Consider the following 25,657-nt stretch of genomic DNA (forward strand, 5'->3'; position numbering starts at 1 on the left):
TCAAAATATTGATACTAAACGTCAAAATAAAAGAAGTAAACCCTTACATAAATCAATATTATTATAGTAAGGATTTCGAAAAAATCCAATCAGCGATTTGGGAACAAGGAATATAAAAGTCGAGATGGAGGAAGAGACAGATGAAATTTACTGATGGCTATTGGTTGGTTCGCAAGGGCTATGAAATACAAAATCCTGCTGACATCCGTGATATCGTGACGGACGATGCTTCCATGACGGTATATGCAGCAACCCACCGGATCGAGCACAAAGGGGATACGCTAAATGGAGCGTTACTGAAAGCGACCTACAGCTCTCCCATGCCGAATGTTATTCGGGTGCGTCTGAACCACCATAAGGGACGGGTGCATCATGGACCAGATTTTGAAATTCACACCTTGCCGACAGAGGTGGATATTACGGTGGGTGAGGACGTAGCAGTACTGAAGAGCGGCGATCTGAGTGTGCGAGTCGGTCGTGGAAAGAGCTGGGACGTAGGCTTCTATGTCAAGGATCGTAAAGTCACGGGCAGTGGGCATCGGGGACCCGGCTATATTACAGACCCGCAGGACCAGCCATTTTTCCGGGAGCAGCTGGAGCTGGGTATGGGGGAGTACGTATACGGCCTTGGAGAGCGTTTCACTCCATTTGTGAAAAATGGTCAGGTCGTTGATATTTGGAATGAAGATGGCGGGACCAGCAGTGAACAAGCATACAAAAACATTCCATTTTATTTATCCAATAAAGGGTACGGTGTATTCGTCAATCATCCGGAAAAGGTATCTTACGAGATTGCATCGGAAAACGTTTCGAAGGTACAGTTTAGCGTTGCTGGCGAATCGTTAGAGTATTTTATTATTGGTGGAGCTAATCCTAAGGAGGTACTGGACAATTATACCAAGCTGACAGGCAAACCTGCATTGCCACCGGCCTGGACCTTTGGTTTGTGGCTGACCACTTCGTTTACGACCGATTATGATGAAGCGACAGTAAACCATTTTGTCGACGGGATGGCTGAACGGGATCTGCCACTCTCGGTATTCCATTTTGACTGCTTCTGGATGAAGGAATACCAATGGTGCGATTTCCAGTGGGATCAAGATATGTTCCCAGACCCAGAAGGTATGTTGCAGAGATTGAAGGCTAAGGGACTCAAAATTTGCGCATGGATCAATCCGTATATTGCAGAAAAGTCCATTTTGTTCGATGAAGGTATGGAGAATGGCTATTTGGTCAAAACAGCTGATGGCAGCGTGTGGCAATGGGACATGTGGCAGGCGGGGATGGGGCTGGTTGACTTCACGAACCCGGCTGCAGTTGCCTGGTATCAGGATAAGCTGAAGGTGCTGATCGATCAAGGCGTGGATTGCTTCAAAACCGACTTTGGTGAGCGTATTCCAACAGATGTAGTTTATTATGATGGCTCTGATCCAATGAAAATGCACAATTACTATACGCATTTGTACAACAAAGCTGTGTTTGATGTGCTGGAGGAAAAGCTGGGCAAAAATGAAGCCGCATTATTTGCACGTTCTGCCACAGCCGGGGGACAACAGTTCCCAGTTCACTGGGGCGGAGACTGCTCGTCCACGTATGAGTCGATGGCAGAGTCCTTGCGGGGCGGATTATCGCTTGGTTTGAGTGGCTTTGGCTTTTGGAGCCATGATATTAGCGGCTTTGAACTAACGGCTGCGCCGGACTTATACAAACGGTGGGTACAGTTTGGATTGTTATCCTCCCATAGCCGTCTACACGGAAATGTGTCATACCGTGTTCCTTGGCTGTTTGACGAAGAGTCAGTCGACGTGGTGCGCAGCTTTACCAAACTCAAATGCTCACTGATGCCACACCTGTATGCTTCTGCTGTGGAATCCTCGGTGAGGGGACTGCCGATGATGCGGGCTATGGTATTGGAATTCCCGCAGGACCCAACCTGTGCAACGCTGGATTTACAATACATGCTGGGGGATTCCATTTTGGTAGCCCCGATCTTTAATAAAGAAGGCAATGTAACCTATTATGTACCCGAGGGACAATGGACGAATTTGTTAACGAATGAAATCGTGTCTGGTGGTCGTTGGGTCAACGAGCATCATGATTTTACAACCTTACCTGTGCTCGTGAAGCCAAACACATTGTTGGCCATCGGTCATGAGGATCGTCGTCCGGATTATGATTATGCAGATCAAGTGACGCTTCATTTGTTTGAGCTCGGCGAAGGGCAACAGGCTCGTTCGGTTATCGTGAATACATCAGGCGAAGAAGAGCTCACGGTTACTGCCAGCCGTAAGGATTCTGTCATTACGGTGAAGGCAGAAGGTGCCGTTAAACCGTGGTCGTTAGTACTGCGCGGTATCCATAAGGATGTTCAAGTGGAGGAAGGCAGCAGTCTGGCAGGAGAACAGGGGGTAATCATTACACCAGCCTCCAGCGGACAACAAGAGCTTACTATTCACTTGGGCTAGATCAGGAGTCCATCTGTAGATGGATAGATTATAATATAGCGATTATATTGCGAAAAAAAGGCTTGCCTGATACAAACCAGGCAGGCCCTTTTTGATGTGTCATTCCGATAATATCTTCAACTTTAGCTTTGATATCAAACCCTATGCATTCTGCTGAAGTAGTAGTGGTATAAGGTACTGCCGGAAAATATCCACAGGAGTCCGCTTCTTTTTAAATGTATCAGCCGTGAGGACAACTACCAAGTCATAGGACGGGACGACAATAATATATTGCCCACCAAAGCCTAGTGCGTAAAAATAGTCTATTTCCGTTCCAGTCTCTTCATCAGAAAAGGAAGAAGCCCACCAGTGACAGCCATAATATGCTTTTTGTGGTTTGGAGGCTGGAAGAAATGGACGAGTCGAATATCGGACGGTCTCCGTCTGGATGATCTGCCGTCCTTCCCAGCTTCCTTCGTTCAGATAAAGGCGTCCGAATTTGAGCATGTCCAGCGGTCTGAGATGCAGCCCGAAGCCTCCGGTGTGAGTGCCTTGCGGATCGGTTTCCCAATGATAGTTATCGATACCGAGCGGCTGGAATAATTGCTCCTCGGCAAATTCAGCAACGGCTTGTCCAGAGGCAGAACGCAGCAAGGTGGCCAAAAGTTGAGAACAGCCAGAGCTGTACTCCATTCGCGTACCTGGTAAATCCGATAATGGCTGTGAAAGCACAAATTGCACCCAATCGGACGTTTTGCTCATGGTAGGAAAAGAATTTTGTCCCCCAAATTCCGTCCAGTTAAAGCCAGCAGACATCGTCAGCAGGTGTTCAATCGTAATATCACGCTTTCGAGGGTCACTATCTTTGGCCAGCCGGGGGAAAAATTCGAGGATCGGTGTCTCTGGTTTGGGTACCAGTCGTTGATCCATAGCAATACTAACTAATGCGGAAATCACACTCTTGGTACAGGAATTTATTTTATAGAGTTGGTTGGCAATTTGAGGTTCACGGTAGTAATCCATGATCATGTTTCCCTGCTGCTCAATAAGACAGCTGCGGGTTTCCAACTCGTTAAGTACGTGAATAAGCGGTTTGAGCTCCAGACTTTTCATGCAGTTCCTCCTTGAGGCTTTTAGCATACCATTACATAGTATATCATTTTTAATCTTCCGAATCCGACAAGTACAAACGGATAATAGTTCTTATCTTTTACCTAATTTGAATTTTTTTGTTTTTTGATATTAAAAAACATATATATGTTCACTTAATAGACACAAATATATTTAAAAATCTATACACTTTTCCGCTTTCATTTAAAAAAACAGACCAATAAAACGATATATAGTAAGTTGAACATTTTATTTTGAAACAACTGGGGGACCAATTCATGAACTTAACAATTAAGGCCAAAATGATTCTCAGCGCGATACTGATCCCAAGTGTGATTGCTGCCATGCTGCTGACCAATTACATTTTAAGTATACATAGTGAGAACGAGTACAAAGATATTATGAATCGTGAAGAGACGATTGCGTATAACTCCAAGTCTCTTCAATTTTTATTAAACGGGATATCCAATGATGAGCGGGCATATTTGCTGACTCGTGACGAACAGTATGGGAACGAGATCGGAAACAAGCAGAGTGAAGTTGCAAAGTTGCTACAGGAGACAGAAGCTCTACTCAATACAGGTAATGAGGATACAAAGAAGAAGATGACTGATCTCAAAACAGGGATTAATACCTATATGAATCAGGTTCATAGTCTACTGACTACAGCGGGGTATAAGAGTACAAGAGATGATGCTTTCCCTCCATTTTCTGAATTGCTCGATGATTTTGAAAACGAACGGGTTTTGCGTAAGCAACTGGATACCAAGGTGGTAGCATTTGTCAAGGCGCAGGAAGATATGGTAACGGTGAAAATACAGCAGGCGCACCAAACGATGACGAATACAACTTTGATTACGAGCATTGTAGGGCTTTTGGTTATTATTTACAGCATTGCTCAATCTATCGTTTTGATTCGTTCGATTCGTCCATTACACCATATGAATGAGCAGTTGTTGCAAATGTCTCAAGGTGGAGGAGATTTGCGAAGTCGACTGGATATTACGTCCAAAGACGAAATCGGTATGATTGCGAGCTCCTACAACAAGCTTATTGAAGGGTTCCGCAGTATCATTGTGGATGCTCAGGATACGGCTCGTACATTAACGGTAACCGCAGAGCGTGTTAACGTCAGTACTGAGGAAATGAATCAGGCCAATCGTCATACCTCCGGTGTAATGGAAGAGCTTGCGACGGGCATGGAGCATCAGGTCGATGATATTACACAAACTACAGATACCATGAAAGAACTTGCCTACGAGCTGGAACAGATTGCTGCCACAAGCGAGCAGGTATATGAATTGTCTGATACCGCCGCTAAAGATGCAGAAGCAGGGGAACAATCGATAGGTCAGGCTATGCGTCAGATGGAGAAGGTAAGCGAAAGTGTAGACAGCTCTGCACGTGCTGTACGTTCACTTAGTGAACAGGCGGAGCAGATTGGCATGATCGGATCTGTTATTACCGGATTTGCCAAACAGACTGGAATGCTGGCGCTTAACGCATCCATTGAAGCGGCAAGAGCGGGAGAACAGGGCAAAGGATTTGCTGTTGTGGCCTCTGAGGTAAAAAGATTGTCCGAGCAGGTATCGGTTTCAGCAGCAGAAATCACACAGTTTGTGCAAAACATTCAGGAGCATGTTGGGCATGTCGCTTCCACCATGCAGTCTGGAACAGTTGAAGTGCAATCTGGCGTAAAGGTCATGCAATCCGCTGAAACTGCATTTCGCCAGATTGGAAGTTCCATTCAACAGGTCAGCGAGCAGATTCACAGTGTTAATCGGTCTGTAGAACAAATGTCCGGTGGATCAGAGCGAATGGTGAAGGCGGCGGAACGCATACGTGAAGTAGCGGAGCAGACGGCAGGAGGAACCCAAAGCGTCAGTGCGGCGGCTGAAGAGCAACTGGCTTCCATGGAGGAAATTGCATCGTCCATTCACACTCTGGCGGATATGTCGCAATTGCTGAACGCAAGGGTCGGTGGTTTTAAAGTATAGTCGTATAAATTCCCACCAATGTAAACACAATAACATCTGTTGAACGAATCTGGACAGCTGTGTTATTACTTTTGCAAAGGTGGTAACGGGATGCAACAAAATAAAGGGAATCTGGTTGCATTAGGTTCCATCCCGCTGATGATGACGCTGGGTAATTCCATGCTGATTCCGGTTTTACCGGAAATCGGACGTAAGCTACATGTAAGCTCCTTTCGGATTAGCATGTTGATTACAGTGTATGCGGTGGTGGCCATTTTACTGATACCGATTGCTGGCTATCTATCCGACCGTTTTGGCCGTAAAGCGGTGATTGTTCCCTGTCTGATTCTGACTGTGATTGGAGGGGGCATTTCTGCGGTTGGAGCATGGCTGCTTCATGACCTGGCAGCTTACTGGACCATTATTGCAGGTCGTCTACTTCAGGGCGCGGGAGCGGCGGGGGCTTTTCCTATAGTCATTCCACTTGTGGGCGATCTGTATGAGAACGAGGATGAAGCCAGCAAGAACCTGGGGGTAGTCGAGACCTACAACACATTCGGTAAAGTATTAAGTCCGATTCTCGGTGCTGCGCTGGGAGCTGTACTATGGTTTTTGCCATTGGCAGTGATTCCGGGCCTCTGTCTGATTTCGCTTATTTTGGTCATTTGGCTGATCCATGTACCCAAGCGTAAAAACCAACCGATTAGGTTTCGAGAATTTGTGGGGAATGTGAAGCAGGTGCTTGCCGAAAAGGGACGCTGGCTCTATGCTATTTTTGCTATGGGCGGTATTTGTATGTTCGTCATTTTTGGCGTCTTGTTCTACTTATCCGACATACTGGAAAGTCGTTACAACCTCCATGGCGTCTGGAAGGGCTTTGTGCTGGCCATACCGCTTATTTCCCTCTGTCTGTGCTCTTATTTAGGTGGCAAGGTTATTGGCAAGCACAAAAAGCGTATGAAATGGATCGGTTTCGGTGGTTTGGCCATATTGACGATCAGCTTTGCTATTCTCGGATTTTTTCAACATATTTATGCTGTGATTGGCCTGTTTACGCTAGGGGGCGGTGGTATTGGGCTCGCACTCCCTTGTTTGGATGCACTGATTACTAAGGGAATTGAAAAAGAAGAGCGCGGAACCATCACTTCCTTGTACAGCAGTATGCGCTTTGTCGGAGTATCTTTAGGCCCTCCGGTTGTATCCTTGCTGATCGGCAGCAGTGGGCATGGTCTGCTTTTTGGCGTCATGGCCGCAGTGGGGGGGATTGCGGCTCTGCTTATGCTATTTGCGGTCAAGCCAGAGCAGGATGAACCCGCAGGGGGCAAATCCAGTGATCGTAGCCATAAGACTGAGGGAATGACATACGTGTCTCGAGAAAAGCCTCTTTCTTCTAAGCTAAGACACAAAACTCCTGCGAAATATAAATAAATTGCAATTGAAAAAGCTTTGAAATAAAAAAAGCACCCGTTTTCCATGTAAAGCCATGGTAACGGGTGCTTTTGATATTTGAGCAAATATAGATGGATACTCATTTTAAAGAATAGTCTTACCCCTCCAGAGGGACATTTGTTTTAGGCTTGCGGCTTGCGATAATCTGAATGACGTAAATCAGCAAGAACAGCACAACAAACAGCGACGAAAGACGATACATCCATGCATAATCACTGGCTTTGGCGATAACGCCAAGTATAAGTGCTCCGGCTGCGACTCCAAAATCGAGGGAATTGAGAAACATACCGTTTGCCATGCCCCTCTGTTTAGGTGACACGACCTGAATCATCCAGGTTTGCAAGGTTGGCTGCATAACACCAAACCCGATACCGTAGCAAAGAGCAGACAGATACATAAAGGCGTCACTGTGTGCGTAAGAAAGCAGAATCAGACCACCAATGAGAAACAGGGAACCAGGGATGAGCAGTGCCTTTGCCCCTTTTTTGTCATAAATACGGCCCGAGAAGGGGCGCACGATCAGTACAGATACCGCATTAAACAGGAAAAAGTAAGCCGGGTGCGCCAGATTAGCTTCATCTCCATAGAGCGCCATAAAACCGAGCAACCCGCCATATGTGATAGACATCAACATGTTCAACAAGGCGGGAATCCACAATTTACGGTTAAATGCCGGTTTGCGCCCTTCCTCCAAAGGGACCATAGGTGGTTCGACATGCCCCTTAGGCAGTGTGCGAATGAGCCAGTAGGCTAGAGGGAAAATGACAACAATGACAGCAGATGTCGAATAGGCAAGCAGGTTAAAACTGCCGTATTGCAGCATCGAAATACCGATGGTTGGCCCAATAGACATGGCTAAACTAGTGGACAGACTAAAAAATCCCATTCCTTCACCGAGACGTTTGGGAGGGATGACGTCAGTGACCATTGTTGGAAAGGCAGTGCTGCTCATACCAAAGCCAATCCCAAACAGCATACGCATGAGCAGGAGTACCGCAATTGTCGGTGAAACACTGTATCCCAGCGTTCCTGCTAATGCAAACAGCAGTCCAACGAAGATCAGGGCGCTGCGATGTCCTTTTTCCAGCATACGGGCAGAAAAAAGTCTTGCGACAATTGCACTTAATGCGAACAAAGTCGTAACAAGACTGACCTGCACGGAGGTAGCATGGAATGCATTTTTCACATAGGAAGGAATGGAAGATACAATCATCTGTAGTTCCAGAAACAAAAATAAATTGGAAACCGTAAGAACGATAAATTCCTTGGTCCAAAGAGGTTGCTTGCCTTGTTGCATATTAATCGTTCTCTCCTTGTTTTTCTGATTCAGTCATGTTGGTATGAATTTGTAAAAGCGTTTGGCGGAATTGCTTCAGATCTGCAGAGGAAATACCTTTTACAAAATCGTGGTTGGCATCTCGTTCGACGGGGAGAGTCTCCTTCACAAGCTGTCGGCCTGCTTCAGTCAAATGAAGCAAATAAGCCCGGCGATCCTGTGGGCTGTTCACACGCTGTACCCAGCCCTTCTTGTCCAACAAATCAATAATACGAGTCGTGGTGGGCTGGTCCTTTACAGCCTTAGCTGCAATTTCTTTCTGATTTAAACCCTCGGACTGATAGATTTGGTACAGAACCGACCATTGCTCTGGGGAAATATCATAAGGTTTAAGCCGATGCGAGAGCTGTTGACTCATTTTGCGATGGGTGATTCCAAGCAACATCCCAATAGAGCAATCGGGAGGCAAATTATTCATATGACACTCCTTTCTAATTTTCCGCACAGGATACTTTGAAATTAATTAGTTGTTATAACAATTATATGGACAACAAGTTGTTTTGTCAAAAGAAGTTGTGCAGCGTTTTGTAAACATACATTCCTTTTCCACTTTACTTTTACTTGTCTATGCGGGAAAAAGAGCAAAAAAACAGCCCGTAAAAAACGGGCTGTTCGGGTTTTAGTACAATATAGTTTGCCATGACTGGCGAATTAAGCTTTAGGTACGGTTTCCCAATCCTTAAGGAAACGTTCGATACCGCTGTCTGTCAGTGGGTGTTTCCACAGGGAAGGAAGCAGGGAACCCGGAATGGTGGCGATATGTGCACCAGACAGAGCAGCATCTTCTACATGCTTAATGTTGCGGATGGAAGCAGCGATGATTTCGGATTTCAAACCATGAATGTCCAAAATTTGTCTCAGATCACGGATCAGCTTCATGCCGTCAACGGCGATATCATCCAGACGTCCCACAAACGGGCTGATAAAAGTAGCACCAGCTTTGGCTGCCATCAAACCTTGAGCTGCGGAGAAAATCAATGTTACATTCGTTTTGATTCCGTTCTTGGTCAGCTCGTTACAAGCGTACAAACCGTCTTCGGTCATAGGAAGCTTGATCACCACGTTAGGTGCCCACTTTGCGATGTCATAAGCTTCTGCGAGCATATCTTCAGCTTTCAGGCCAATTACCTCAGCACTTACGGGACCCTCAACGATACTGCAAATCTCCTGAATGACTTCCTTGAACACTCGACCTTCCTTAGCGATCAGGGAAGGGTTCGTTGTTACACCATCAACCAGACCCAAACGTTCAATACGTTTGATTTCTTCAATGTTACCAGTATCCAAGAAAAATTTCATTTGATTTTCCTCCTCAGGGTTATATAGTACATAATACATATCATATGGCGTACATTAGCTCATTTAAATGTAGCATATTGCACACGTTAAACTTATAATTAGTATGTATTACATTTTTAATTGTGACACATTTTAAATTTGAAAACAAGCGGTCTTTGATTAAAATTTGATGAATTGTCGAAACATGCTGAAATTGACCGACCTAAGCTCATTAATAATGTATACTACCCCATTCCATAAGGAGGTAATCATTATTCAACTGTCAGAAAGACAGCGGGAAATTGTAGATATTGTCCAGCGTCTGGCGCCTGTTACAGGGGATAAAATTGCTGAAGAGCTGGGACTATCGCGGCCGACTTTGCGTTCTGACCTTGCTTTGCTCGTTATGCTCGGGCTTGTAGATGCCAAACCAAAGGTGGGTTACTTGCCAGGGCGTTATCCAAACTATGATAGCCATATTGGCAGTATGCTCAAAAAGCTGACTGTGGCAGATATACTGAGTGACCCGATTTTGATATCAGGTGATGCTACCGCCTATGATGCGGTGTTAATGCTATTTCAGCAAAATACAGGCACGCTGATGGTCACGGGGGAGGAGCAGGAGCTCATTGGTATTGTTACCCGCAAGGATTTGCTGAAGGTCATGCTGGGACATACTGATCTTCACACTGTCCCGGTGACCATGGCTATGACTCGCCGGGCCCAAATGACGACGCTTGCTCCAGGAGATTCTTTACTGGAAGCAATATCGAGACTGATCCGGCATCAGATTAATTGTCTTCCTGTTTTGGACGAGCCATGTACCTCCTCGGCTCCAATTCAGGGGCTAGTAGGGCGGGTTACGAAAACGGATATTATGAACGCCATTCTGAATTTGACGGAAGAAAAGACCTAAAACATGAATAAGGGGGCCTTATATGTACTGGTTGGCCATGCTGACGATGCTGATTGACCATGTCGGACTTGTGTTTTTTCCGACAGATCCGGCTTGGAGAATTGCCGGCAGGCTTGCTTTTCCAATCTACGCGTACGCCCTCTATATGGGCTATACCCGTACCCGAAATATGCGGAGTTACATGCTTCGCCTGCTAGGGCTGGCCTTGATCTCCCAGGTGCCCTATATGCTGGCGTTTGATGTGTATAGACCCAATGTGATCTGGACGCTACTGGCGTCGTTACTCGCGCTGGCTGCTGCATCTCGCATGAAGCATTGGGTGGCTGTATCGGGTCTGTACGTCCTCACAGCCCTGTTCATGGAGCTCAGCCAGATGGATTACGGAGCCTATGGTCTGCTGCTTGTTCTCATCTATCGATACACCCGTTCATATCTGATGATTGCTGCCCATTTTGTTTTGAATGTTGTGTATGATATGGTACACCATGCGAATATTCAGCACTTTAGTCTGCTGTCCAGTATTCTGATTGTATGTTTTGCCACAGGGGAGAGCGGATTTTATCGTCGGGTACCGCGTTGGTTGTGGCGCAGCTTTTATCCCGTACATCTGGCTGTTATTGCGCTAATTCGTATCTGGCCCTGAACTCGAATCCATACAACAAAAGAACCTTTACAACCACGACTTATAGTGGTTGTAAAGGTTCTTTTTATCCTAAATATACTATGCTGTTCAGGATACTTTGTTGGGACCTTGGGCAAAAGGAAGTGGGCGAAGTGGAGCCCCTTCTTTCATATATTGCACCAATACTTCGGGAATATTGTGTATTCCTCCTGCATTGACGCGATAGCCGTTCGTTTGCCCTGGTGAGTTAATTCCTCGTTTCACCGTAAACGTAACGTCAATTCCCAAGGAGCGGCAAATTTCCAACGTCTCCTTGGTATACCCACCATAAGGGAAGGCCAGCACATTCTGATCATTGTGTAGATGTTTAAACAGCTTCTTGTCAGCCATGTCCAAATCGGTATAAACCCGCTGTTTGAACTCGTCCTCGGTTTCCATTCGCCCCAGCTTTTTCGAATACACCGGACCCATCAGAAGTGGTTTTTGTTTGGTGCGCTTTGTGTTGGAGTATCCGTAAGCATGCTGGTCATTGGTATGATTGTAAAAATCAATGCCCTCTGCATGCATCTGATGAATTTGATCCCATGTCAGCTTTGGTATACCAATATGTTTAGGATTGCTGATTGTGGATGTAATGAGAAAATTGGTAGCCGGAACATGATACTTCTTCAACACGGGAAAAGTGTCCGTATAGAAGGATTCATAACCATCGTCAAATGTCATAAGGACCGCATTAGCGGGAACCTTGCCTTTATGTAAAATAAAATCCGTATACTCTTTCATGGTGATCCAATGGAAGCCATTTGCTTTCATTTCGTCCAATTGTTTCGTTAAATTACTAAGCTTGAGAGCACCGGGATCAGGTGGAGTCTTGGTTACTTCATGATACATCAGGACAATTACTTTGTTTTGGTAATATACCTTATCTGGCGTAGGCGTCAGTGAAAATAAATGGCGTACCAGTCGATCTGCATTAGCAGTGCGTGTACGATGAGTTCCTTTGACTACAGGTGTGTGATAAATGTTACGTGCTTCATGCACCAAAATCCCGAGAATAGCTACCAAGCTTATGATGAGCAATGTTCTTTTTAAAAAAGTGTGTTTCATTGAATGACATCCCCCGCATGCAAAAAATTCTGAAAGTATAGAGGTTTATACTAAATATGAAACTAGCAAAATCTAGTCTATCATACCGAAAACACGCGGGGGAAATATCACAACTTTGTTACCTCTGTGTTGCTTGTACAGATACCGAAGATGAGGCCGGGAAGTAACCGATCTCGACCGCATGCTGGATCATATTGCGAATAAACTCCAGGTTGGTTACCGGACACTGTACGCCAGCTTGTTCCAGCAGAGCTGTGGTTACAGAGCAGCCGTAACGGTAAGCTGAATCCTTGGCACCATCACCTTCGAGTTGTCCCATAGCAAGGTGAAGTGCATCTTCCTGAATGCCAGAAGACGGATTCAGCAGCCAAGCGCTGTAATCGTCAAAAGGCAGCGTTTCTACTGCGTAACCAAGCTGGTTTACCATAGCGATCAGTTCATCATATGGCAGTGGGTTCGGATTACAGATATGGAAAATGCGGTTCGCACTTTTTTGTTTGACGGACAGTTCTACGATAGCACGGCTGGCGTAATCAATTGGTGTAAAGTCTGTATGCCAATCGGCTTGTGGAGCTTTGCCCAGCAGCAGCATCGCCTTCATCATACGATAATAAGCATTGCTATCGATATTACGTTGGAAGCGTCCGTTGGCCGAATGGGCTGTCAAATTACCCGCACGGTAGATCGAGACAGGTGTACCTGCTTGAGCTGCTTGGAACAATAACTTCTCTGCCGCAAGTTTACTGTTCGTGTACAGGTTGTCCACGTTCAGTTCATCTGGGAAGGCAGAGAACTCTAATGTCGATTCCCATTTTCCTTCGTTTGCAAGATCCTCAGGTATTCCCATGGTGGAAACATGATGGAAGGAGACTCCTGGCTTAGCTTGAGCGATTTTTAGCAGTTCCAGTGTTCCGGTCACATTCGTGCGATCGAAGGTTGCCGAATCACCAAAATGGCGAACGTCAGCGGCGCTGTGAATGATACCGTCGATGTGGTGCTCTAGCATATGGCGGTCGACAGAAGAGAGACCCAGATCCGCTTGCTCTAAATCGCCATAGACAGCCTTGACCCGTCCTTCCATCAAGCTGGAGATATCTTGACCAAAATATCCTGTCAATACGGATTGAATACGCTCAAAGCCAGATGGACCGTCCTGAGAAGGGCGTACCATTGCGTATACTTTGGCTTCTGTCTGGTGGAGCAGGTCATACAGAATGTGTGAACCCAGATATCCTGTGGCTCCGGTTAACAAAATCACGCGCAAGTCGCGGATTTCAGCTAAATCTGAAGCGCCAGGCAACTCAATAGGATGTTCATTCAAATCTGTTTTTTCCCGAGAAATCGCGAGTGACTTGCGCTGCGGCGCTTGTTCTGTACCTAATTGCTCCACGTATTCAGCAAGCTCACGAACAGTTTTGTAGCGGAAGAAGTCTCCAATACGCAGCGCGCCATAACGCGGCTTCAAAATAGCCAGCACATGAATGACACGAAGCGAATCGCCTCCGATCAGGAAGAAATCATCAGTCGCGCCAATGTTATGTTTACCAAGAACTTGTGTCCATGCTTCGGCAATGAGTGTTTCAGTTCCTTCACGGAGAGGTTCTCCGCCGGACGTAAGATCAGACACTTCAGGAAGTGGGCGCAGAGCCAACTTTTTACGATCGATCTTGCCAGTTGGTGAAATAGGCATAGCTTCCAGGTGAATGACATGGGTTGGTACAAAATAGGAAGGCAGCTTGCCTCCAATATAAGACTGTATAACGTCCTGTGGAATGGACTGTCCGTCCGAAGTGGTGAAATAGCCCACTAACATGTTCTGATCTGTGTGATCCTTGACGGCGACAACAGCTACGTCCTGAACACCTGGATGTTTGGAGAAATGGTCTTCAATTTCTCCTATTTCAATCCGGTTCCCCCGAATTTTGAGCTGCGAGTCCTTCCGGCTTACGTATTCAATCGTACCGTCTGGCAGCAGCTTGGCAATATCACCTGAACGGTACATTTTTTCACCTGGGACAAAAGGATTGTCCACGAACGATTGGGCTGTACGCTCCGGCTGATGGAGATAGCCGTGGGCCAACGCAGGCGTAGCAATACATACTTCACCCGGAATATTGACTGGGCAAAGCTTGTTATCGTCGTTAACGATGTACACTTTGTAATTGTAAATCGGCTTGCCGATCGGGATATTAACGACATGTTCAGGTACGGCACCGCGGACCCGATGGGTCGTCGTCGCTACGGTGCATTCGGTTGGTCCGTATACGTTGACGATGTCTGTGTCTGTACCGAATTTGCTTTGGAACGCCCGAACTTGTGAGCCATACAGTGCTTCGCCTGCTACAGTAACAATTCGAACATTTGCGAGCTTGCGATAACCTTCATCTGACAGGTACGTAGATAGCTGATTAAAGAATACAGTTGGCAAAATGGTAATAATCGTCGTGCCCGTACGTTCGATGGCTTCAGCGAATTCTTCCACAGATACGCGCTCTTCGGAAGACAGTAAGTACAATTTTGCACCGTAAAACAAGGCTCCAATCGTATCCCATACAGAAGCATCGAAGCTATAGGTGGCGAATTGGGTCAATACATCCTGAGGCGTAATGTCACAATCGCGTTGTACGACAGCTCCTAGGTTAACGACACCGCGGTGAGCGATCAGGGCACCTTTTGGTTTGCCTGTAGAACCGGAGGTGTAGATGACATAAGCTAGATCATCTGGACTTACTTCAACGTTTGGATTGCTTGCTGCATAACCTGCCAGTGGTCCGTCAATAGCTAATATTTCTTTTACGGTTTCAATGGACCCGCATAGTTCAGCCGCTTGTTGGGTGAGTGCGGAAGTTGTTAAGACAAATGGAGAACGCGTGTCCTCGACAATGTAGCTACTCCGGTCAGCAGGGTGAGCGGGATCAACAGGAACGTACACGCCTCCGGCTTTTAGGATGCCGAGCAGGGAAATAACGGTCTCCAAGCTTCGTTCCATGAAGATGGTCACGAATTCACCTTTGGTGAGACCTTTGGATAACAAAACACGTGCGACTTGGTTAGCACGCTCGTTCAATTCACGGTACGTATACTCCCCAGTATGGGAAGCAATAGCTGGACGATCAGGGTACTGGGAAGCCGCTTCTTCAAACATTCCGTGAATCGTCTGATGCTCAGGATATTTTACGACGGTATCATTTAAAGCTTCGTGAGCAGCTCGATCTGCGTCCGATAATATGTCAATGGAATTTACAAGTGCATGGCTGTTGTTGAGCGCGCCTCGCAGAAGGGTTGCAAAGTATTCTGCGTAGCGAACCACCGTTGTTTCCAGCAAGAGTGATTGATCATACCGAATCTGTAATTGATAAGTGCCATTGTTATCACGAACAGCCCAGTCCATAATACGGGATTCTACACCGCTGTCTGTAGGAAGTGTTGTTGAAAATGAAGTATCAGCTTGCGGTTCTGCCAGGAATGCATTAGGCTCACGGAGCATCTCCTGAAATAAGCTTGCCAGTTCATGAAAAGTCGTTTCCTTTTCAACTGTCAACGATGCTGTAAGCAGACCGGATTGAGGCACAAAAGTAGAGAAAGAAACTTCTTCCTCTGCGGATAGACGATATAACCATGCAGTATACGCTGATAAGAGCACTGCTTGTTTGTCTTCCGGAGTGTTTTGTTGATTCAGTTGTTCCGAGATGGATGTTTCTAACTCTACTTGATAAGTAGAGGATGTATACTTGCGCTGTATACGTGCAAAATCCAAGGGAACTAGGAATGGGGATGGAGCTGTCTGTGTGCTGTTTTGTAGTAATGAAGCCATTACGCTAACCTCCTGAATGTTTGATGTTTCAATATAAGTGATGAAGCTAATAAATGCCTCCGATCCCTTCAAATGGATGAACAGGAGGGAGGCATCACCGAACGACTTACTTATGAAATATGCATTGAAATCGATAAATGGATATTATGATTTGGTACGGTTTGTGTCTGCAATTTTGAAATAAGATGTAATTTCTTGAAGCTCTTCAGACATGGACGTCAGCTTATGGGATGACTCAATGATAGAATCCAAAGAGGCTTTTTGTTCCTCTACCGTTTGCATAATGTGAACACTGTTATTGGCTGTTTTGGTTACGGTGGAGGAAAGATCGTCTGCTGTCGCGGTCATTTCCTGTGTCCCCGCAGATATTTGCTCAGTAGCACTGGATACTTCTTGGATTTGCCATGCTAGATTTTTAGTTGCTTGAAGAATGTCATTGAACAACTCGCCTGCTTGTCCAGCAACGACGATACCGTTTTGAACTTCAACGTTCCCTTGCTCCATCGAATTCACAGCTTGTCCGATTTCACTTTGAATTTCTTCAATCAGAGACGTAATTTGTTTAGTTGCCTCCGCAGATTGTTCTGCCAGCTTGCGTACTTCATTGGCCACAACGGCAAAGCCTTTACCTTCTTCACCGACACGCGCAGCTTCAATAGAAGCGTTCAGGGCGAGCAGGTTCGTTTGGCTAGAAATTCCTGAAATGGTGCTAATGATATTGCCAATTTCCTGTGAACGGCTGTCCAGCAACTTGATGATACGGGAAGTATTCGTTACTGAATCGGTAATCAAATGCATTTGGGATGATACCTTATCTACAATCTCGTTACCTTCATTCGAACGCTTCTCTACCGAATTGGCTTCTTCCGCCACATTGGAAGAACTTGTAGCAATATTTTGAATGACTGATGCCATTTCAGCCATAGCTCGTGCACTATCGCCTGTCGCTTTTTCCTGTGAACGGATATTATCCGTAATTTCATTGATATTTTGGTTGATGATGTTGGAATTGATTCCGTTTTGCTCACAGATTGCGAGTAATTCCTTCGCAGATTCATTGACTTCATCAGTAGTCTGCTTCACTTTGGTCATAATGCTGTTAATATGGCTTACCATATCGTTGAAGTTCTGATTCACGAGTCCCAAATCATCCTGACCAGCATGGATTTGAACATCCAGGTTTCCTCTGCTTACTTCACTGATACCGTACATCAGTTGCTTGATCGGAGACAGTGTGCGTTTCACTACCCAGTATTGAAGCGCCAGGCAGATCAGAAGGAATATCACCAAAATGGTGGCGCCGCTAATGAGCAGCTTGGTCAATCCGGCAGGTACAGCACCAGCATCAGCATCGACAGCAAAATAGGCAAAGATTTTTCCACTAGAATCTTTAATCGGCGTCATCAAAGTCGTCCATGTACCAAAAGAGTCATCGTAAAAACTGGTGAATGTAGGTTTGCCGGAGTCCAGCATGCTAGTTACGCCTACAGCTACGACATTGGGTTGCTCGTACATAGCGCCGACACCCATTTTATCTTTCTCAAATGATTCTCTCAGATCTGTTGGCATGGCGACAATGGATGTCTGATTGCCATTTTCCAGCTCTGTTCCGAAAATATAGGCGTGAGAGATATTCGGGTTCGTTGCCATGATGTTATCTAGATAGGTACGAAGTTTGGTTTGAATGGGTCCATCATAATTTTTTTCTTGAACCGCTTGGGATACTTCATCGGAATTAATGCCCTGCGCCCACTTCAATGTGATTTTTTCCACTTGCCCATGCAATTGGTCAATCAAAATCGTACGTTGGATCAAATAGCTAGACACAATAAGGACTAGCCCGATCAATACGATATTGAAGAAGGATAATAATAAGTTTTTGGTGAAGAATGATAAGCTACTCCACTTTTTCAAAATGTTCCACTCCCTGGTAGTATTTTTGTATATGGTGTTGAACCGCTTATCGAATGAGATAATCAAGTCCCCCTTACAAACACAATAAATAGAGATAATTGACCCTTGATTTTTTCAAAATAGGTCTTAAGTCTTTTTCAGACAAGTATGATATCCCTATATATATGTCGTACAAAAAGCTCATGAAATGAATACCTAACGCAATAAAAAATTAATTTTTAATAGGTAAAGGTTGTGTGTATTTCAGTATTTTCCAATTTATACTCCTGCTTGAAATTCGAGTTCATTTCAGTCCATAAGCAACTATTCAACAGAAACCATCATACTTTATAATAGAGTCAAATGCACTTATCAATTTGGGACATTTTTCATATTTGAAGCCGCGAATGCTTGATTTATCGCGGTTTTCGTGATTTGTTCGCGAAATGAGTCCATGTATCTATGCATAGAGAAGAGGGATGAGAAAAGTGTCGAGGTTTACGATTTTAAAGGTTGAGAGCGATCATGCGGATCTGCATGATTTGATTCGTAGGCTGGATGAAGACTTGTTGGAAAGGTATCCTGCCGATCAAATTTACTTGGTGGATTTTTCCAACCCGAAAGTTAAAAATATGATTTTCGCTGTTGTGTATATGGATGGAAAACCAGTTGCTTGCGGAGGGCTTAGGCCTATAGATACGGAAGAGATGGAGCTTAAAAGATTTTATGTTGATTCCTCTTATCGCAGACAAGGAATTGCAGTTAGCCTATTATCTTTTCTGGAAGAGGAAGCCAGAAAGCGGGGAGTAGTAAGGATTAATCTAGAGACTGGAGCAGCTCAACCTGAAGCAATTGCCTTCTATACCAAGCAGGGATACGAACCTATTGAACGATTTGGGGAGTATGAACACGATGAAAATAGTCTTTGTTATGGTAAAAAGCTGTCTCTGTCTTTATAAAGCGTTCTCATATAAAATAGATGTTGATCAACACTAGCCTATATAGCGGGAGAGATGATAATGAATTTGAAGCAAAAAGCGGCCGAAAAAGCAGTTGAGGCGATTCAGGAAGGTATGAAAGTAGGACTTGGTACAGGCTCGACAGCCTATTGGGCTATTCAAAAAATCGGAGAGCGTGTGGCACAAGGATTACATATACAGGCTGTAGCTACATCCCAAGCCTCGGAGGATCAGGCCAGGGAGCTGGGAATTCCCATCATTCCGTTTGATCAGATTGGGAGGCTTGACGTTACCATTGACGGTGCAGATGAGGTGAATGAGCAACTGGTATTGGTAAAAGGTGGAGGCGGTGCTCTGCTGAGAGAGAAAATTGTGGAAAGCAATACCGATCGATTAATCATTATTGTGGATGAGTCCAAGGATGTGAAGGTACTGGGCGCATTCCCTTTGCCGGTCGAGGTGGTGCCTTTTGCCAGTGAATGGACGTTAGAGGCTCTCCGGCAGACAGGCTGTAAAGCGGAATGGCGTATGAAAGACGGCGAGCGCTTCCTTACGGATAACGGAAATTATATTGCCGATTGCCGCTATGGTACGATCGAAAACCCACAGGAACTGGAAATTCGCTTGAATCAGATTCCGGGTGTAGTCGATAATGGACTGTTCATTAACATGGCGGATCAAGTTATTATCGCACGAGCTAATGGACAAATTGACGTACGGAATAAATAATGTCTGGTAACCGTCTGTTTTATAATGTAGCATTCGTGTTATTGATATTATATACAGGGCTTCTATTATATTGGATGTTTCTCGGTTTTGGTCGCACGCTGCGTCCAGGACCTCCGTATTCATATAATGTTGTTCCCTTGGATACGATCGGGCGATACTGGCGGGCCATGCATTCTTCCCCTTTTCGGGTATGGGGTGTTAATTTGCTTGGGAATATTGGTGTGTTCATTCCTTTCGGTATTCTTTTGCCGATCATTTGGGTATCTATGCGAAGGGTAGGCAGGCTGCTGTTAGTGGTGGTGGCCGCATTGGTCATTCTCGAAGTAACCCAAATGCTGCTGGGCGCAGGTACGATGGATGTGGATGACATCATACTGAATGTACTGGGAGTATTATGCGGACGTGTTGCCTACGTATTTTTACGTAAGAAATTAAGAATTGAATCATAATCGCCCTGCTCTCGATATCAGTATTTAATGACTGGTCGAGGGCAGGCTTTTTTACATAATGAACGGCAACTTTCGCATAATAGATGGTAATTCCTTCAATACAGACCGTAAAAGCAGGAAGGGAAGCGCTTAAACTTGACAAAAGTACGCAATTAAGATATCTTGGAATAAAGATATGAGTAACGGAGGCTGTTAATATGTCTGTAAAACCAGATGATCAGGACTTAGCGCTTAATTTGTTCGTTGTTCTGGCTCGTGCCTATAATTCGGTCACGTCTCGCACGAATCGGGACATTCATAGTCATGGATTAAATACAACTGAATTTGGTGTGCTTGACCTTTTGTATTATCGCGGACCGCAGCCTTTGCAAAAGATTGGAGAAAAGGTACTGATCTCCAGCGGGAATATTACGTATGTGGTGGATAAACTCCAGAAAAAAAACCTGCTTACCCGCCGTGCGTCACAAGATGATCGGCGTGTAATTTATGCAGAATTAACTGATGATGGACGTCATTTTTTTGAGCAAATATTCCCGCAGCATCATCGTGTTATTATGGAGACTGTGGATGGCTTATCCGTGGAAGAGAAGGAGCAGGCTATTCATCTGCTAAAAAAGCTTGGACTAACAGCTGAGGGACAGAAGAGTAACGGATCATAAGTGTTGCATTTTCTGGTTAAATCAGCTTTAAGATAAAATACCGACTTTTCGGTATTTTATTTTTTTGTCTAATTTTGGGCAGTGGGGACGCAAATCAGGTATAATTGTCTAATAGTCTCGATCTGAGGTCATCCCTAGAACCTGTTTCATATACAAATACCTTGTCGGGGAAGGAGCTGTACATGAGTATACAGCAATATACCGCAGGTGAGTCGCTATTGATGCAAGCAGGAGATTTGGCTGAGCTAGTTACCCACAAACAATACGAATTACAGCCAGATCTTTTGGAGCGCTTTGGGGACAACGGTAAAATAAAGACAAAACAGGACTCTTTATATAGTTTGAACTATTTAGCTGAAAGTGTAATCGTGAGCAGTCCTATTTTATTTACGTATTATGTTTCCTGGTTAAAGAGACTTTTAGAAGGTTTCGGCATAACCCAAGAAGATTTGATCATCAATTTTCAATTAATTCGGGAGACATTGGTAGAGCAGTTTCATCACAGGGAAAAAACGGTGGTGCTGGAGCATTTGGAATTGGGGATACAGCAAATTGGGAAGAAAGAGGAGTACGCCTCTTTTATTACAGATGATAATCCCTATGCTGCCGATGTGGCTCAATATTTGGAATATTTACTGTTTGGTAATCGCAGACAGGCTTTGGATTGGATCGTCCATTTGCTAGATGAAGGTATGTCTATTCAACATACTTATAAATATATTTTTCAAATTTCGCAATATGAAATAGGTCGTCTGTGGCATGAAGGCAAAATTACGGTTGGTCAAGAACATTTTTGTACTGCCGCGACTCAGTTTATTATTTCCAGCCTGTATCCCAGATGGATAGGTGCTGGAAATAAGGGACGCAGCCTCGTAGCAGCATGTGTAGGCAGCGAGCAGCATGAAATAGGTCTACGTATGCTGGCTGATATCTTCGAGATGGATGGTTGGGATACGTACTATTTAGGTGCCAATGTACCTGATCGGAGTCTGCTTCAGGCCATTGTGAGCTATAACGCAGATGTGGTGGCTATCTCAGCTACCATGGCTTACCATGTCCATCTGGTGAAAAAGCTGATTACTGTGATCCGCCAAAATACAACTACGAGTCATGTGAAAATTATGGTCGGTGGATTGCCCTTTAATCTTGATTCACACTTATGGCAGGAAGTGGGGGCGGATGGATATGCACCAGGTGCGGAGGAAGCGCTGGAGGTAGCAGAGGACATACTTTCGCTCAAGAGATAATGTTAGTGTTGGCAACCCGTAAGTCATTTTGTAAAGGGGGCCTTTTAATATGAAGGAACCGACAGCAGAAATGGCTGTCCTGCGGAGAACGGTCGAACAATTAACGGATGAGGTTCTGAAAAGCAAGGCTGAAGAAGAAAAGCTGCTGAATGAATTTTCAGCAATGAACAACGAACTGGTCAATCTGCAGCGTCAGCTTGCCAAAAGCAATGCGGAATTAAAGCGGACAAAGGAAGAAGCGATAAGGGCTAATGACCTGAAGAGCACTTTTCTCGCCGTGGTTAGTCATGAATTTAGAACGCCAATGAACGGAATTTTGGGGATGATCGAAATGTTAGCTTCATCCAAACTATCTCCAGATCAGCGGCAGGCCATCGGTGTGATACGTGAGTCGGCCTCTCTGCTGCTAAACATGATTAATAATCTGCTCGATATATCCAAAGTAGAAGCAGGACAGATGGAGTTAGAGATCGGAAATGTCAGAGTTCAGGCGATTATGAGCCATGTTGCCCAGTTGTTGGAGCCGCAAATTTATCAGATGGGCAACCAGTTGAGTATAGAGACTGATCGTGCCGTGGCAGAGCATCTCGAAGGAGATTCGGCAAGGATTATGCAGATCTTGCTCAATCTGTTGAACAATGCGAATAAATTTACAAGCGAAGGGAACCTTGTTGTTCGGACAAAATTGGTTGAGGAAACTAAAGATTCCCAACGTGTTCGTTTTGAGGTGCAGGATTCGGGCATCGGGATTTCAGCGGAGGATCAGGACAAGCTGTTTCAGCCTTATGTGCAAGCTGGTGAAGGCAGCGCCTCCCAATATGGAGGAACGGGACTGGGGCTGTGGATATGCAGCTCATTTGTGAAACTTATGCAGGGAGAGATTGGGGTCGTTAGCGAAGAAGGCCAAGGCTCCACGTTCTGGTTTGAAATTCCCTTCAGGAAGGCATCAGGACAGGCAGTTGAAATAGAGGAACATGAAAATGGTGAATTGACGGTACGTAGCGAGTTGCTTCGTGAGCATAGTCATTCTCAAGCTATTTTGGTAGCAGAGGATAATCGGGTGAATCGTCAAGTAGTGCAATTACAGCTTAACCACCTGGGATTCCAGCATATTGACTTTGTCGAGGATGGACAAGCTGCAGTAAGAGCGGCCTCCGAACGATCCTACGCCTGCATTCTAATGGATCATCATATGCCTCTGCTAAATGGTCACGATGCGGCGAAAGCGATCCGCCAGTGGGAAGCAGAAAACCAACAGCCGCCTGTGCCGATCATTTCTTTGACCGGAAATGTGTCCGAGGAAGACCAGGCTCGTGGGCGGGAGATTGGTGTGAACGATTACTTGATGAAGCCAGTGACGATTGAAAATCTCTCAGAAAAGCTGGTCAAATGGCTACCCATTCCGGAATCCGAGCCTATTTTGGATGAGGATGTTATTCGTGAGATCATGCTGCTGGACGAGGATGGTAGCACGGGATTACTTGAGTCATTGGTCGAAATGTATACCAGTGATACACCTGCCAAAATCAACAAGTTAAAAGAACTGGTTGCTGCGGGCGAAGCCACAAAAGTAGTAGAGGCTGCTCATGAGTTGAAATCAGGCAGCGTGAGTCTGGGTGTCGGGCGTTTGTCCAAAATGCTGTCTGATATTGAACAGCTTGCACGGGAGAACCGACTTGAGAATGTACAAGGGAAGTTGTCTGCGCTCCAGTCTGTCTATCAGGCAACGTGTTTAGAACTGGAACGTTATATTCACCAGTCGAGACTGTCTCCCCCTTGTTAGACTTGTACCTAGAAGGAGGACCTAAAATATATATATGAAAGAACAGCTGAGTTCCATTCACCCGCTGGCCTGGACAATTATAGCGGGTACGATTTTTGGTCGGATGGCGACCTCTATGAGCATCCCATTTTTGTCTATTTATCTGACCACCCGTCTGGGGGTTACCCCCTTTCATACGGGGGTGATCGTATCGGTCAGCTCGCTGGTTGGCATTTTTGCCAGCTTTTACGGTGGATATATTTCAGATCGGATCGGACGACGTAAGGTCATGCTGGTATCCATCGCGAGTTGGGCGCTTGTATTTGTCGCTTTTGCGTTGGCAGAAGCGGCTTGGGCCTTTTTTGTCATTAATGCTCTGAATGGACTGTGCAGATCCTTGTTCGAGCCAACTTCGCGGGCGCTATTATCCGATGTAACCCCCAAGGAGAAGAGATTGCTTGTCTATAACATGAGATATGCGGCGATTAATGTTGGTGTGGTGGCAGGACCGCTGCTTGGTTTGATGTTGGGATCGGCATCTACAGGTACGCCGTTCATGGTAGCCGCTGGTGTGTATGCTCTGTACGGGGTACTGCTGTTGATCCAGTTTACTCGGTATGCATCGGATCTGCATGTAGGCACAACAGCGGGAGAGGCTCCGCTGCGGATAGGCGAGGCGTTCCGAACAGCCAGCAGGGATCCCATATTTATGCCGATTCTGTTGGGAACTGTATTCTGCGTAATGGGCTATGCCCATTCCAATTCGACAATGCCTCAATTTTTATCGTTGTCCTTCGAGGAAGGTACCCGGTGGTTTACATACATGCTAACGGTCAACGCGGTTTGCGTATTGGCTTTTCAGTATCCACTGGTGCGGCTGGCAAGCCGCTTTTCTCCAGTGAATTCCTTAATAGCAGGGAATATATGTATTGCGGTCAGCTTGCTGCTGTGCGGTATGCTAAACTCAGGCTGGATGTTTATACTGGATATGGTGCTGTTTACAATAGGCGAAGTATTATTGTTCACGATGCTGGACGTACTGATTGATCAAATTGCTGATGCTCAATATAAAGGGACCTACTTCGGTACGATCGGCTTTAATAATTTGGGTAGTGTACTGGCTCCTTTATTTGGTGGCTGGTTGCTGGATGTCTATGGTCAAACGGCACCGCTTGCCGTGTTTGTTCCGGTTGCACTGTCGGTTGTGATCGGTATTCCCTTCCTGCTGGTCGCACGCCGCCGTTTGGCGCAGCGTACAGCCCGGTTCGCGGCTCAAGGAGCAGAGTCTGTGCAGCAACTGTCATCATAAAAAAAGGGGGCTGAGTACAGGATGAAGTCGGAAGAAGATGTGCTACGAATCATACAATATATGAATGATCCACAGGTCTTGGAAGACTTGCGCTATGTGCGAGAGCTGAAGCTTCCGCAAGGTTGTATAGCCGCGGGCTATGTACGCAACCGTGTGTGGGACAAGCTACATGGTTATACAACAGCTACACCACTAAACGATATCGATGTTATTTATTTTGACCCCAAAAATACGCTAGAGGAACGAGATGAATTTCTGGAGCAGTCCTTGAATCGTAAACAGGCGGGACGCAACTGGTCTGTCAAAAATCAAGCTCGGATGCATATTCGCAATGGGGAGGCTCCGTATTCCTCGATAGAGGATGCGATGAGTCGCTGGCCAGAGACGGCAACTGCTGTAGCCATTCGATTGAATGCCAAGGATCAAATGGAGGTCATTTGTCCGCATGGGCTGGAAGATCTGCTGGATATGCGGGTACGTCAAAGCCCATTGTTCCGTCACACTACGGCTTTTCGTCAGCGTGTATTTGAAAAACAGTGGCTAGATAACTGGCCGTTGCTTATTGTGGAAAATTAAAGTGTAATCTCATTTCAGATTG

The 25,657-nt window shown here is 45.5% G+C and carries 20 protein-coding genes; 13 read left to right on the forward strand and 7 right to left on the reverse strand.

Annotated features, from left to right (window positions below; translation table 11 throughout):
- Positions 1-140 precede the first annotated feature (140 nt).
- On the forward strand, positions 141-2,465 hold the full coding sequence (gene yicI / locus ACUC6J_RS09195; RefSeq protein ID WP_017425782.1) for an alpha-xylosidase: 2,325 nt from the start codon (positions 141-143) through the stop codon (positions 2,463-2,465).
- Positions 2,466-2,606: 141 nt separating this feature from the next.
- Here yicI and ACUC6J_RS09200 read toward each other — a convergent pair whose 3' ends face one another.
- Positions 2,607-3,557 (reverse strand): serine hydrolase domain-containing protein, encoded by a 951-nt coding sequence (locus tag ACUC6J_RS09200; protein WP_045243878.1) that lies wholly within the window; start codon positions 3,555-3,557, stop codon positions 2,607-2,609.
- Positions 3,558-3,832: 275 nt separating this feature from the next.
- On the opposite strand from ACUC6J_RS09200, the gene ACUC6J_RS09205 reads away from it, so the two are divergent.
- Together ACUC6J_RS09205 and ACUC6J_RS09210 are read left to right on the forward strand one after the other, a co-directional pair.
- Positions 3,833-5,551, forward strand: a complete 1,719-nt coding sequence (locus tag ACUC6J_RS09205; protein ID WP_447250099.1) for a methyl-accepting chemotaxis protein — start codon at positions 3,833-3,835, stop codon at positions 5,549-5,551.
- A gap of 90 nt (positions 5,552-5,641) precedes the next feature.
- Entirely contained in the window at positions 5,642-6,958 is a 1,317-nt protein-coding gene (locus ACUC6J_RS09210; RefSeq protein ID WP_016819206.1) for an MFS transporter, read from the forward strand.
- Positions 6,959-7,076: 118 nt separating this feature from the next.
- On the opposite strand, the gene ACUC6J_RS09215 is transcribed toward ACUC6J_RS09210, so the two are convergent.
- From ACUC6J_RS09215 to fsa, 3 genes are all read right to left on the reverse strand, one after another.
- A complete protein-coding gene (locus ACUC6J_RS09215; protein ID WP_016819207.1) occupies positions 7,077-8,276 on the reverse strand; it encodes an MFS transporter in 1,200 nt (399 codons plus the stop codon).
- Between the two features lies 1 nt (position 8,277).
- Complete coding sequence (locus tag ACUC6J_RS09220; RefSeq protein ID WP_107734272.1) at positions 8,278-8,733, reverse strand: MarR family winged helix-turn-helix transcriptional regulator; 456 nt, start codon at positions 8,731-8,733, stop codon at positions 8,278-8,280.
- Positions 8,734-8,966: 233 nt separating this feature from the next.
- Entirely contained in the window at positions 8,967-9,614 is a 648-nt protein-coding gene (fsa, locus tag ACUC6J_RS09225; protein WP_013370592.1) for a fructose-6-phosphate aldolase, read from the reverse strand.
- A 184-nt stretch (positions 9,615-9,798) separates the two neighbouring features.
- Between fsa and ACUC6J_RS09230 the strand changes: the two genes are divergently transcribed.
- Together ACUC6J_RS09230 and ACUC6J_RS09235 are read left to right on the forward strand one after the other, a co-directional pair.
- Positions 9,799-10,509 (forward strand): CBS domain-containing protein, encoded by a 711-nt coding sequence (locus ACUC6J_RS09230; RefSeq protein ID WP_017425779.1) that lies wholly within the window; start codon positions 9,799-9,801, stop codon positions 10,507-10,509.
- A 22-nt stretch (positions 10,510-10,531) separates the two neighbouring features.
- Positions 10,532-11,152, forward strand: a complete 621-nt coding sequence (locus ACUC6J_RS09235) for a TraX family protein (protein ID WP_250247129.1) — start codon at positions 10,532-10,534, stop codon at positions 11,150-11,152.
- Positions 11,153-11,239: 87 nt separating this feature from the next.
- On the opposite strand, the gene ACUC6J_RS09240 is transcribed toward ACUC6J_RS09235, so the two are convergent.
- From ACUC6J_RS09240 to ACUC6J_RS09250, 3 genes are all read right to left on the reverse strand, one after another.
- Entirely contained in the window at positions 11,240-12,238 is a 999-nt protein-coding gene (locus tag ACUC6J_RS09240; RefSeq protein ID WP_017425777.1) for a polysaccharide deacetylase family protein, read from the reverse strand.
- Between the two features lie 118 nt (positions 12,239-12,356).
- On the reverse strand, positions 12,357-16,052 hold the full coding sequence (locus ACUC6J_RS09245) for a non-ribosomal peptide synthetase family protein (protein WP_290409141.1): 3,696 nt from the start codon (positions 16,050-16,052) through the stop codon (positions 12,357-12,359).
- Between the two features lie 144 nt (positions 16,053-16,196).
- A complete protein-coding gene (locus ACUC6J_RS09250; RefSeq protein WP_447250100.1) occupies positions 16,197-17,966 on the reverse strand; it encodes a methyl-accepting chemotaxis protein in 1,770 nt (589 codons plus the stop codon).
- Between the two features lie 467 nt (positions 17,967-18,433).
- On the opposite strand from ACUC6J_RS09250, the gene ACUC6J_RS09255 reads away from it, so the two are divergent.
- The 8 genes from ACUC6J_RS09255 (at position 18,434) to ACUC6J_RS09290 (ending at position 25,635) form a co-directional block, all read left to right on the forward strand.
- Entirely contained in the window at positions 18,434-18,904 is a 471-nt protein-coding gene (locus ACUC6J_RS09255; protein WP_340864560.1) for a GNAT family N-acetyltransferase, read from the forward strand.
- Positions 18,905-18,964: 60 nt separating this feature from the next.
- Positions 18,965-19,633, forward strand: coding sequence for a ribose-5-phosphate isomerase RpiA (gene rpiA / locus ACUC6J_RS09260; protein WP_016819237.1), 669 nt, complete (start codon positions 18,965-18,967; stop codon positions 19,631-19,633).
- Positions 19,633-20,082, forward strand: coding sequence for a VanZ family protein (locus tag ACUC6J_RS09265; RefSeq protein WP_017425774.1), 450 nt, complete (start codon positions 19,633-19,635; stop codon positions 20,080-20,082). The genes rpiA and ACUC6J_RS09265 overlap by 1 nt, the downstream gene beginning before the upstream one ends.
- A 197-nt stretch (positions 20,083-20,279) precedes the next feature.
- A complete protein-coding gene (locus tag ACUC6J_RS09270; protein WP_013309820.1) occupies positions 20,280-20,741 on the forward strand; it encodes a MarR family winged helix-turn-helix transcriptional regulator in 462 nt (153 codons plus the stop codon).
- A gap of 182 nt (positions 20,742-20,923) precedes the next feature.
- Positions 20,924-21,988 (forward strand): cobalamin B12-binding domain-containing protein, encoded by a 1,065-nt coding sequence (locus tag ACUC6J_RS09275; RefSeq protein WP_107734270.1) that lies wholly within the window; start codon positions 20,924-20,926, stop codon positions 21,986-21,988.
- A 49-nt stretch (positions 21,989-22,037) separates the two neighbouring features.
- The gene (locus ACUC6J_RS09280; RefSeq protein ID WP_257126869.1) at positions 22,038-23,771 is read left to right on the forward strand and encodes an ATP-binding protein; all 1,734 of its coding nucleotides are present in this window, start codon (positions 22,038-22,040) and stop codon (positions 23,769-23,771) included.
- 34 nt (positions 23,772-23,805) lie between these two features.
- A complete protein-coding gene (locus ACUC6J_RS09285) occupies positions 23,806-25,059 on the forward strand; it encodes an MDR family MFS transporter (RefSeq protein WP_031463297.1) in 1,254 nt (417 codons plus the stop codon).
- A 21-nt stretch (positions 25,060-25,080) separates the two neighbouring features.
- Complete coding sequence (locus tag ACUC6J_RS09290; RefSeq protein WP_016819242.1) at positions 25,081-25,635, forward strand: nucleotidyltransferase family protein; 555 nt, start codon at positions 25,081-25,083, stop codon at positions 25,633-25,635.
- Positions 25,636-25,657 lie beyond the last annotated feature (22 nt).

This window comes from Paenibacillus sp. JJ1683, assembly GCF_053006485.1.

Excerpts from the sequence above, each read along its gene's own strand:
- yicI (WP_017425782.1), top strand. The coding sequence starts at position 141 with ATGAAATTTACTGATGGCTATTGGTTGGTTCGCAAGGGCTATGAAATA.
- ACUC6J_RS09200 (WP_045243878.1), bottom strand. The coding sequence starts at position 3,557 with ATGAAAAGTCTGGAGCTCAAACCGCTTATTCACGTACTTAACGAGTTG.
- ACUC6J_RS09205 (WP_447250099.1), top strand. The coding sequence starts at position 3,833 with ATGAACTTAACAATTAAGGCCAAAATGATTCTCAGCGCGATACTGATC.
- ACUC6J_RS09210 (WP_016819206.1), top strand. The coding sequence starts at position 5,642 with ATGCAACAAAATAAAGGGAATCTGGTTGCATTAGGTTCCATCCCGCTG.
- ACUC6J_RS09215 (WP_016819207.1), bottom strand. The coding sequence starts at position 8,276 with ATGCAACAAGGCAAGCAACCTCTTTGGACCAAGGAATTTATCGTTCTT.
- ACUC6J_RS09220 (WP_107734272.1), bottom strand. The coding sequence starts at position 8,733 with ATGAATAATTTGCCTCCCGATTGCTCTATTGGGATGTTGCTTGGAATC.
- fsa (WP_013370592.1), bottom strand. The coding sequence starts at position 9,614 with ATGAAATTTTTCTTGGATACTGGTAACATTGAAGAAATCAAACGTATT.
- ACUC6J_RS09230 (WP_017425779.1), top strand. The coding sequence starts at position 9,799 with ATGCTGAAATTGACCGACCTAAGCTCATTAATAATGTATACTACCCCA.
- ACUC6J_RS09235 (WP_250247129.1), top strand. The coding sequence starts at position 10,532 with ATGTACTGGTTGGCCATGCTGACGATGCTGATTGACCATGTCGGACTT.
- ACUC6J_RS09240 (WP_017425777.1), bottom strand. The coding sequence starts at position 12,238 with ATGAAACACACTTTTTTAAAAAGAACATTGCTCATCATAAGCTTGGTA.
- ACUC6J_RS09245 (WP_290409141.1), bottom strand. The coding sequence starts at position 16,052 with ATGGCTTCATTACTACAAAACAGCACACAGACAGCTCCATCCCCATTC.
- rpiA (WP_016819237.1), top strand. The coding sequence starts at position 18,965 with ATGAATTTGAAGCAAAAAGCGGCCGAAAAAGCAGTTGAGGCGATTCAG.
- ACUC6J_RS09265 (WP_017425774.1), top strand. The coding sequence starts at position 19,633 with ATGTCTGGTAACCGTCTGTTTTATAATGTAGCATTCGTGTTATTGATA.
- ACUC6J_RS09270 (WP_013309820.1), top strand. The coding sequence starts at position 20,280 with ATGTCTGTAAAACCAGATGATCAGGACTTAGCGCTTAATTTGTTCGTT.
- ACUC6J_RS09275 (WP_107734270.1), top strand. The coding sequence starts at position 20,924 with ATGAGTATACAGCAATATACCGCAGGTGAGTCGCTATTGATGCAAGCA.
- ACUC6J_RS09280 (WP_257126869.1), top strand. The coding sequence starts at position 22,038 with ATGAAGGAACCGACAGCAGAAATGGCTGTCCTGCGGAGAACGGTCGAA.
- ACUC6J_RS09285 (WP_031463297.1), top strand. The coding sequence starts at position 23,806 with ATGAAAGAACAGCTGAGTTCCATTCACCCGCTGGCCTGGACAATTATA.
- ACUC6J_RS09290 (WP_016819242.1), top strand. The coding sequence starts at position 25,081 with ATGAAGTCGGAAGAAGATGTGCTACGAATCATACAATATATGAATGAT.